Genomic DNA, 10,554 nt, shown 5'->3' with positions numbered 1-10,554 from the left:
TTGAGAGACCTTATTGTGGGCAAATCCGATAGAAACACCTCTTTATAGCCCAAATAGCGGCTTTCAGGTCCGTTAAAGCGGGAAATATTCCGAAAATGAGCTGATAAGGTCACTACAGTCCGTTAGCAGATCGTAAGTGTTCATATGCTACCCATGGTTCTCCAGCAGTTCAAGGCATCCGTCCAAGCCGTCCAACGTCTCTTCCCACTGTCGCAGCAGCCCTTCCGTCGTCCACACGCCGCCGCCTCGGTGCAGATCTCCTTCGATTAACAAGAGCATCCATATCGAAAAGATCGCAGCAAACCAAGCGTACTCCCGGATCATCACATCCTTGACCCATGGCGTGCCCTGTTTATCCGCTTCCGTAAGATAGGTTTCAAGCAGATGCATCCGATCCTCTGCCGACATCCTCTTCGGAAACCGGGGATGCGACATGTCGATCAGATGATACAAATCCCAATACGGGAGGCTCCGGTGCGCATGCTCCCAATCGAGCAACACCACGCGCCCCGCCTCTGTCACGGCGTAGTTGCCCTGATGCAGATCGCCGTGCGACAGCACTTGCCGTTGGGCTGTGAAGCCGCGACCGTCCCGGACCGCTGAGACGACTGCCGAATCCAACCATTGATCCGGCAGTCCCCGTCCGCTAAGGACAGCCGACGCCTCTTCCCGCCGCTTCAGCACATCTGCGGCGATGGCTGCGATGCCGGGCTTCGGGCCTTGGGCAAGCAAGCCCGGCCATTGTTCCGCGGGAGCCGCGTGCAAGCGGGCCAGCTGCTTGGCTGCCGCCTGGGCGCACTCCAGCCGATAGACATGGTCCAGCGGCCCGAGGTTCTCGAAGATCGCCCAGCTCTTGGCGCCGCTCCCCTCCGGCGAGGCGGCAAGCAGCATCGGTGCGGTGATCTCAGGCAGCTCCGCCAGTACGTTCCGGTACACCCACGCCTCCCGGTCTGCCGATTCACCGTTCGTCAGCGGCTTGAAAATAAAGCTCTGCCCCGGGGCGATGTAGATCCGCTCCACCCACTGGCCGTTCATGCCTTGGTACATCGGTTCCCTTCGCCAGATCTTGCTATCGTCCAGCGTTCCGTCCGCTTTGACCACTTCATCGATTTTCCGCATTCGGTTTCCTTCCCGCTCCCTAGTTTGACCTTAATGTTACATAAATTTTGAAAAGATTGTCAATCCACCGCCGGCGTATAGCAAATTGCAGGCAAAAAAGAGCGGCGCCTTAAGCGAACCGCTCTTTTCTGAATATTTTTCTATTTACAAATAGCTTATGGTGTGGCTGGCGTTGTTACTGAAATGGGTCCGGTAATGGCATAGTTGCTGGAACTGCTCATATCCGGAACCGAAATGACGTAAACGCTATAGGAGTTGTTCTCAAAATCCAGCGTTTTCCCTTCATAATCCTTATCCAGAATAACGGAATAAGGTCCCGACTTCGATACGGTTGCCCCTTGGTAACTTTCGGATGCTACGATAGCCGGAGCCCCCGAAGTCGGCACCGCAATGACAAGATATCTGCTGATGCTTTGATCGTTGCTTGGTTTGCTGAAAACCACCTCAATGCCGGAGCCATTCACTCTAGCACTCACATCGGTTGCAGCAGGTACAGGTACAGTACTTGGATCAACCTTTAGCTTCACTTGACCGGATGGACCGGACAACAGATTCGTCATACCCGAACCGGATTTTGCTACCGTCAGCACAAATACTTGATAGGTTGTATTGGCATCCAACGGTACGCCATATGCTGTATTCGGCTTGCCTAAAGAAACCTGAATGTTCCGTCCGTTCGGTTTCACAGCCGTATAGTTATCTTCCAGAGTCACCGTATTGGCATATTCCAGATTAAAGCTGCTCACATTCGCTGCCGGAACAACCATGATGCGGTATTCCTCAACGTTGCTTTCATTCGGCTGTTTGTTGAAGCTTACCACGATATCGCTGTAGGAATAACCGCTACCTGTGACATCAGCCGAAACGCTTAATGGCTGAAGCGCTGTGCTATTCACCAGCGTAACCTCGTTCGAATATCCCGACAGAACGTTCGATCCGCCGCCGCTTGCGGCAACCGACAGGACGTACACCCGGTAAGGAACTCCGTTGCGAATCGCTTCTCCATCGGTGTCCTTCGCGCCGTTAAGGTTTACGCTTAAGGTAGCCCCGTTTTTGTTGACAGTCGTATAGTAGTTCGACGAATTGGCTGCGTTCAGATTAAAGCTTCCGGTCTTCGACGCTTTCACCACAAGCACCTTGTAATAGCTAATATACGTTTCATTCGCAGCACGGGTAAAGGTTACCCGCAGATCACGGCCGTCCCCATAATCGCTGACGTCCGCCGCACTCAAGTTCGAAACCGCGCTAACCATATTGTTCGACAATGTAATCGGCGAGGAGTAAGAAGACAACGCATTGCTCAGGTTATATCCGTTGCTGGCTACCGACAGGACAAACACCCGATAGCTGACGCCGTTGCGGATCGTGGCTCCGTCGACATCTCTCGCCCCCGATTTCAGAACCGTGGAAAGTGTATAGCCGTTCTTGCTCACCGTCGTATAATTGGCGCTGCCAACATTGTTAGCCTTGGCTAACGTAAAGTTATTCGCATCCGAGGTTTTAACCACCAGGATCCGATAATTGCTGATATACGTTTCGTTCGCAGCCCGAGTGAAGGTTACTTTCAGGTCGCGGCCGTCCCCATAATCGCTCACGTCTTCGACCGTGACGTTCGATACCATATCCACCGTGCTGCCATTGGTTAACGTGATCGCAGCCGAAGCGGACGACAGCGTATTGTTTCCTGCGTAAGCCCCGGTACCCACGGCCATAACGAATACCCGATAGCTGACACCGTTGCGAATCGTGGCTCCGTCGACATCCCGGGCATTGGAGGACAAGGCATACGAAGTAATATTCGAACCGGTCTTGTTCACCTGCGTATAGTTCACGCTGGAGACTTGGTTTGCTTTGGCCAGGCTGAAGTTCGCATAGTCACTGGCTTTCACAACGAAGATCCGGTACGAGCTGATCCGCGTTTCATCCGAGATCCGGTTGAAGCTCACCCGCAGGTCGCGGCCGTCGCCGTAGTCGTTCCAGTCTTCCACCTTCGTGATGACCGGCGCGATAATCGAGCCTTGTGAGAGCGTAATCGCCGAGGAGCCGGACGACAATTTGTTCGCATATCCCGTACTATTGCTCACAGATAACACAAACACTGTGTAGGACACGCTGTTCTTGATCAGATCACCGGACGTATCCCGCGTGGAAGAGGACAACTGACCGGTTAACGTCGATCCGCTCCCTGATTTGGACACAAGCGTGTAGTAAGAGCTGGACAGGTTGTTCGCCGTGCTCACTGTAAAGCTGCTAGCGTCCTTCGTCTTGACGACGAACACGCGATAGTTCGCGATGTTGCTTTCATTTTGCGCTCTTGTAAAGGTGACGCTCAGGTCGCGGCCATCGCCGTAATCGCTCACGTCACTGACTTTAACGTTCGTTGGAGCCGCAACGGACACGGTGTTGGTCAACGTAAAGGCCGGTGATGGATTCGACAACGTATTGGCGCTGTTGCCCTTGCCGATCACCAATACATAAGCAACGTAGGATTGATCCTCACGAATCGCTGCTCCGTCCACATCCCGTGCGCTGGCTGACAGCGTTAAGGACGGATCGGATCCTGACGGAGACAACGAAGTGTAATTGGCCGAGCCGACTTTCTGGGCGGCTGCCAGATTAAAGCTGGAAGCATTCGCTGCCTTCACGACCATCACGCGATACTGTTCAACGCGCGATTCGTTCGAGGATTTCGAGAAGCTGATTTGCAAATCCCGTCCATCCCCGTAATTTCCTACATCACGGGCCGTGACGTAGGTTACCGGACCAGGATCACTTCCGTTATCCGAGCCGCCCGATCCGCCCGATCCAAAGCCGGATTTAATCGTTACGATTTTGGCGGAATTGTTCCACCCGACTTGCTGCCCTAACGCCTCACTGACGAAGCGGACGGGCACCATTGTTCTGCCTTTCACGCTTTGTGCCGGCACGTCGAGCAAAACCGTCTCATTGTTGATGGTTGCCGAACGCGACATCAGCTTCAGCGTGATCGTGGTACCGTCTTTGTAGGCGGTAACGGTCTTCAACGTCTGGTTGTAGTTCACTTTGGCGTCCAGCGCTTCAAAGATAGCCCGGAGCGGCAGCATCACCCGTCCGCTAATGATAACCGGATCCTGGTCGGTAGTCAGCCGGTTACCATCAATGTAAATGCTGATCGGCGTAGCCGCTTGCGCCGTCGTCTGTTGAAAGATTGGTATTATTAAGAGTGCGGCTAAGAGCGAAGCCCAAATTTTTTTCAAATATCTCATCCTCCCCTTGCTAATGCACAGCTAAAGAAAAAGTAACTCTTCCCATTTGACGTGCGATACCAGGTAAAAGTTTCTATGTTTCCCGCTTGTAAAAAAATTTCACTCCCGGATGCCTATCCCCGAACAAAAAAAGCCGCTTCCCATCACGGGCAGCGGATTTAATGAAAGACGCTATTTGCCGGCCAATCGATTCAACCGGGCCGTCAACTGTTCACGCCAGCTGGCTGACAACTCCTCCACGGCTAAAATACGCCGGATCCCTTCGGCATCCTCTTTGTCGACGTGCATTACGCGGTTGGCAAACGCCAGCGTGACTCCTGCGGGGTGCCTCTCGACAAGCTCCAGTTGATCCCCGGGCCGAACCTCTCCTTCCTGGAGCACCCGGAAATAATATCCGGTGTATCCGGTTTGCTGGATCGCCTGCGGCAGCTCGGGCAAACCATGCTTAACGCCCAGCTTGAAGCAAGGCTGCCGTGGTTGGCTGACCTGAACCATCGTGCCGCCCATACGAAACCGGTCACCGATGCAGATCTCGTCTTCGAGCATCCCTTCGGTCGTGATATTTTCCCCAAATGCCCCAAGTTCCAAGGTGATCCCGAACTTCTCCTCCCAATAAGCATAGCGCTCGTACGGATAAACGCAGACCGCCTTGTCCGGTCCCCCGTGAAATTTAAGGTCCGCTTGCTCATCACCGGCAAAATTCACCGACGATAAATACCTCGCTTCCGTCACCGGCATTTTGAATATGCCTGTTCGTACTGTTTTGCCTTGATGCTCCACCTCGATCGGCTTTCCCACGTTGAGCGAACGAACCGTCATATGATCGCCCATTCCTCTCAGCCCCCTCTGTTCCGAAATTCAGCGTGAAATAAATTCCATTATAAGGGACAACTTCATCCAGCACCACCTTATATTCCAAGGGAGCTGCCGGACGATTGAAACTTACCGGGCACCTGAACCGTATTACTAATAGGCATCAATGATCTCACGACAATCATTTATTACGATGAATACTATCCCTTGCACCAAAGAGAGGAATTAAATCTATGAAATTTAAGCTTAAAAAAGTCGTTATTCTTGGCACGATGGCCCTTGTGATTACGATAAACCCCAGCATGTCCAGTTTTGTAACCAGCCTGAGCTATGCGGCTCACCCCTCCAAGCAATTCAACCAAAGCAATAAGGCGGAGCGTCAGGAGGACGAGCTGAACCGAGTGCTGGGCGCTTCCTCCGACCGGGAGGTTTACGACGCTTTGCTTGAAGGCCAGTCGCTGGCGGATATTGCCGAATCCCACGGCCAAGATGCGAACCAGGTTGTCCAGCTGCAAATTGCCCAACTGCAGGAGCAGCTGCAGAAACGGTTAGACGAAGGCAGCATCACCCGTGAAGTTTATGAGCTTCAGCTGCAAGAGCTGCCGGAGCTGGTTGCCGAGAGCGCGAAAACGAGGTATACAATTCTCGGCTAATTTATTAAAACGAAGGCCCTGCTATGGCACCGCTTATTGCTTGCGGTATCCAGCAGGGCCTTGTTGCGTTTATTTTCCCCGTTTCGGGAGGAGCTTGACATATTCATCGGAGAGCTTCATCAGCTGCAAAATGTAATCGTAGTCGCTGCGGTACGGCGCAATATCGGTGACAGGCTGCAGTGTGTCCAGTGAAACCGCGGTGCCGTCGTCAAAGCCAGCGCCCGGCACGAACATGACTTCATCGTTAAAGAACGAGCCTGTCGGCAGATAATACCGCATCCCCACCACATTACGGTCCAAATTCAACAAGTCGTGCCCGAAGGCGGTAAATCCCTCATTCTCCAGCGAGATTCCGAGAAGATTGGCTACGGTCGGCAAAATATCGACCTGGCCTCCGGTGCGCTCGACGACTTGACCTTGTTCTTGGCCAGGGATGTGAATGATCAGTGGGATGTTGAACCGGCTGATCCGCTCGTCGTAAGCGATCCCCAGCTTCTCACTGATTTGCTTAGCGGGAACGTCCTTCTCCTGAAGGCCAAAGTGATCCCCATAGAACACCAGCATCGTATGGTCCCACAGACCCGTTTGCTTCAACCCGTCAATCAGCTTGCCGATCGCATAATCCGTGTAGTTGACCGCCTCGATATAATTCCCGAGCATCGTGCCTTCTAGATCGGCCGGCAGTTCGATTTGGCAGCGATCCTTCGGCACGACAAACGGATTATGGCTTGAGGTGGTGACGAATTGGGCGTAAAACGGATTGCCTTGCGCCTTTAGCTCGGCCAGCTTTTCGACGCCAACCCGGTACATTTCCTCATCGGACGCGCCAAAATCGTTAAAATGATCGTTTGTATAATACGGCTTATCGTAATATTTATCGAAGTTCAGCGCCGGGTACATTTTGTTCCGATCCCAAAATGTCACCTTATTGATGTGGAACGTATTCGCCGTGTACCCGTATTTTTGCAGCAGGCGCGGCAGACTGGGAAGCTCCCGATCACCATAGCCGGTCGACATCGCCTCCGCAGCTGTCGGATAGATCGACGTATTGGACATAAACTCGGCATCGGACGTATTGCCGGGGCCGATCTGCTGGAACACGTGCGGGAAATAGAAGCCTTCCTTCGCTAAACCGTTAAGTACGGGCGTAATTTCTTGACCGTTAATTTTCAGGTTCAACGGGAAGTTCTGGAACGACTCCATCTGCACGATGATCAAGTTCATCCCTCGGGCTGCGCCAAAATAAGCCGGTACCCCTGTAACATCCATTTTGTAAGGATAGCTGCTCTCAAGCTGCCGGACTTTGGCCGCCGTCTCCTGCAGATTACCTTCCGCGATCATCCGCTCTTCCTCCTGGTTGCGGATCGCCGCATCGACCTGGAAGTTAAAGAAACCTACGCTTTCGGCGCGCACCAGCTCGTTGTCGATGTCTTTTCCCCAGCGGATATAAAGGCCGGACAGCATGAGGCTGACGATCAGGACGAAAGCCACCCCCACCTTCCACGCCAACGAGCCGCGCGGCCGGTCGTTACGGAAGCTGAGGCTCCCCGCCAGATAGAATCCCCGGGAAGCCCGGCGCCTGCGAGCCGTACGAAAGATGCGAACCGCAATCAGCACTGGCAGATCGATGAAATATAGAAATTGTTCAGGCCTTAGCAGCGAAGCAACGCTGGCTTTGACCTCAGGAACCTGGTTGAGCCCGCTCAGCACCGCATACGTTGGTACCGTGCCAAAGTAGGCGTTATATACCGTCGCCGCAAACAGGGTCACGGAGATAATCCAGTTCAATCCGAGGTACACTCCCCATTTGACCTTAGCCGGCGTCAACAGCTCAACCAAACACATCAGCGCCAGCACCGATAGCCATTCACCGGGCAATCCCTGAACCCCAAGGCTCCCATAGAAAAAATATCGCAGCAATAACAGCTTCATGCCAATCAGCACAAACGTGACGACAAAATGAATTCGACTTGAGTTACTTGAGTTACGTATGATCTCCATCTCTTTTCTCCGGAATTTACCGTGTTTTTACAAAACACGCAATTTCTATTCGTTTATTATAACACGGTAAAATCCGGAGTCGATATTAGACGAAGTCTGCCATAGAGCGGACCGTCAGCTTGCCGGGGTGGCCCACGACAAAGGGCTCTGCGCTGCCTGTACCGCCCCGCCGCCGGAACTCCACCGTGACCGGAACGCCGGGAATGAGATCGAAGTAATTATCGGAGAAAATCCCTTCTTCTTCCGCTGAAATCCACACTTGACGCGCCAAGACGTCGCTGATCAGGGTATATTGGCTGCCGCCGCTCCCGGCCACTTCTTGAAATGTAATATTTGCCTGCGGCAACGAAAGCTCTTTAGCTGAAGTGAAGTAAAAAGGTTTGCTGTCCACGGCCTGTCCCTCGATCTCCAAAACCGCATATAGCACAACCTGATGCGGATCATAGCCTTCCAGCCATTCCGCCCGGGTGAATACTCCTGCTTCGACCACCGCATCGGCAGGGGCGTGAACCTCCAACGTCTGTTCTTTCAACAAGCCCCCCTGGAAGTCATAGAGCAATAACCGCAACCGACCCGTCACCGGCTTCTGCAGATCAGACACGACGCTGACCGAAATTGGGCCATCCTCCGGCTCATAGATCGCCAGCATGACCTCGCGGAAGCTGCGGCGTACCGCATACTGCAACGCCTTCCAGCGTCCGTAATAGTCCATCCCTGCCCAGGACGCCACCGGCCAGCAATCGTTCATCTGCCAGTATAACGTCCCCATGCAGTAAGGCTTGTTACGGCGATGCGCTTCAATCGCCGTGCGGATCGCCTCGGCCTGCAGCACCTGACTCATGTACAGGAACGAAGGGAAATCCTTCGGCTCCGGCAGATAAAGGTCCATGTACTCCTTGATCAACTGGTTCCCTCGGCCATTCTTCTGATGGGCCAGCATGATCTCGGACTCCAGCGCCAGCTCGCTCTCCGGCGCGTAAGTCAGCACCGATTTCAGCTCCGGAAAGGATTGAAAGCCGTATTCGCTCATGAAACGGCCTACCCGGAGGTTATAGTTATCAAACGGCTCAACCGCATGCCAGACCCCCCAGTAATGGACGTCCCCTTCACCGGTGACTTGAAGTGCATGTTGATCCGCGTCCCCCGTCAATCTACGGATCGGCGAAGACGGCAAGTAGGCGACGCCGCCGCCATGACGTTCCACGGCCTGAGGAAGAATTCGATGGAAGATCGCCTCGTAATCCGCCCAAATCTGTTCACGCTGCTCTGCGGTGTAATTCTTTTTCCACCCCCAGCCCCCATCCTCGACATAGTGGGCCCAAGCCGAATCGATTTCATTGTTTCCGCACCACAATGCGATACAGGGATGATTCCGCAACCGCTTGAGGTTGTCCTCCGCTTCCCGCGTAACGCTGTCCAGAAACTCCGAATCCCCCGGGTACATACTGCACGCAAACATGAAGTCCTGCCAGACCATGATTCCGTATTCATCGCACAGCTCGTAGAAAATATCCTGCTCATAAAGGCCGCCGCCCCAGACGCGAAGCATATTCATGCCGCTTTCGGCTGCCGTGGCGATTTCATGGCGATAACGCTCCTCCGTCACTTCAGTCAAAAAGCTGTCGTTCGGGATATGGTTCGCCCCTTTGGCGAAAACTGGCACGCCGTTTAACTCGAAGCGGAAGCAAGCCCCTGCATCGTCCTTCTCACGAACCAGCCGGATGTCGCGCAGCCCGGTTCGAACAGACGCTTCGGCGACCGCTTCCTGCCCGCCGTCCGTCACAAGCTTGGCATGGAAGTTATACATCGCCGGTTCGCCCAGCCCCCGGCACCACCACAGCTTCGGCTCCGCAATGACCGCCGACACCTCTACTACATTCGTTCCCGGCTCTAATACCACAGGACGTTCCCAGGTCAACTCGCCGTCAGTGAGCTGCAGCTGACCTTCCCAGCGCTCAGCGGTTTCAATTTCCGCCAAGGCGGTAAGCTCCGCAACCGAGACGTTGACCCGGTCTTGGCGAATAAACAGGTCGCGAATAACCGGGCCGCTCCAGCCCTCAAGACGCACCTCGCGCCAAATCCCGCTGGTCACAAAGCGCGGCCCCCAATCCCAGCCGTAATGATACGGCGCTTTGCGGGCAAACACGCTGACCCGGCGGTCGCCTAACCCGCCCAGCTCCGATTGGTCGTTCGCCGCTGGCAGGCCATACCCCAGCTTCTCGAGCTTAGGCAAATCCTCCGCGATGGGAGAGCGGAAGCGTACGGCAACCGTATTGTCGCCTTCGCGCAGCAGCGGCTTCACATCGATTCGCCAAACGCGGAACATATTGTCGGCCGACAAGACGTGCGTCCCGTTCACCGTGACATCGGCATACGTATCCAAGCCGTCGAAGACAAGCTCCAACCGCGGCAAAGCGGACCAAGCCTCATCCAATTCGAAGGAGGCTTCGTATTCCCAATCTTTTCGATCAATCCACTGCAGGTCATGCTCGTTAGTTCCATAGAACGGGTCAGGGATCAACCCGTTGCGGTGCAGATCCGTATGCACGGTGCCCGGCACGCGGGCCGGCTTCCACTCTGTCTCATCACTCGCTTTGAAGCTCCAATTGTTCAGTATAAGTTGTTGTTGTTGACCGCTCATAGATCCTCCCAAGTAAACGTAGTAATACTTTCATTATCTCTGTTTATTCGCAAATAGCAATCATTTTGTTATTATTTTGTTA

Annotated in this window: 6 protein-coding genes; 1 reads left to right on the top strand and 5 read right to left on the bottom strand. The window is 53.9% G+C overall.

Going from position 1 to position 10,554, the window contains the following annotated elements; translation table 11 throughout:
- Positions 1-147 precede the first annotated feature (147 nt).
- The 3 genes from POTG_RS05800 to POTG_RS05790 form a co-directional block, all read right to left on the bottom strand.
- Positions 148-1,119, bottom strand: a complete 972-nt coding sequence (locus tag POTG_RS05800) for an aminoglycoside phosphotransferase family protein (protein ID WP_009223882.1) — start codon at positions 1,117-1,119, stop codon at positions 148-150.
- 155 nt (positions 1,120-1,274) lie between these two features.
- The gene (locus POTG_RS05795) at positions 1,275-4,364 is read right to left on the bottom strand and encodes a stalk domain-containing protein (protein ID WP_442852584.1); all 3,090 of its coding nucleotides are present in this window, start codon (positions 4,362-4,364) and stop codon (positions 1,275-1,277) included.
- 171 nt (positions 4,365-4,535) lie between these two features.
- Positions 4,536-5,195, bottom strand: a complete 660-nt coding sequence (locus POTG_RS05790) for an MOSC domain-containing protein (protein WP_036644386.1) — start codon at positions 5,193-5,195, stop codon at positions 4,536-4,538.
- Between the two features lie 215 nt (positions 5,196-5,410).
- Here POTG_RS05790 and POTG_RS05785 point away from each other — a divergent pair, with 215 nt between their 5' ends.
- Positions 5,411-5,830, top strand: coding sequence for a hypothetical protein (locus POTG_RS05785; protein WP_009223879.1), 420 nt, complete (start codon positions 5,411-5,413; stop codon positions 5,828-5,830).
- A gap of 69 nt (positions 5,831-5,899) precedes the next feature.
- On the opposite strand, the gene POTG_RS05780 is transcribed toward POTG_RS05785, so the two are convergent.
- Positions 5,900-7,831 (bottom strand): LTA synthase family protein, encoded by a 1,932-nt coding sequence (locus tag POTG_RS05780; protein WP_009223878.1) that lies wholly within the window; start codon positions 7,829-7,831, stop codon positions 5,900-5,902.
- Positions 7,832-7,916: 85 nt separating this feature from the next.
- Positions 7,917-10,472, bottom strand: coding sequence for a beta-mannosidase (locus tag POTG_RS05775; RefSeq protein ID WP_036644383.1), 2,556 nt, complete (start codon positions 10,470-10,472; stop codon positions 7,917-7,919).
- Between the last annotated feature and the right edge of the window lie 82 nt (positions 10,473-10,554).

It is taken from the genome of Paenibacillus sp. oral taxon 786 str. D14, from assembly GCF_000159955.1.
GTDB classification, from domain to species: domain Bacteria; phylum Bacillota; class Bacilli; order Paenibacillales; family Paenibacillaceae; genus Fontibacillus; species Fontibacillus phoenicis.
The sequence above is the reverse complement of the archived record's forward strand: the minus strand, read 5'-3'. Positions and strand labels throughout refer to the sequence as shown.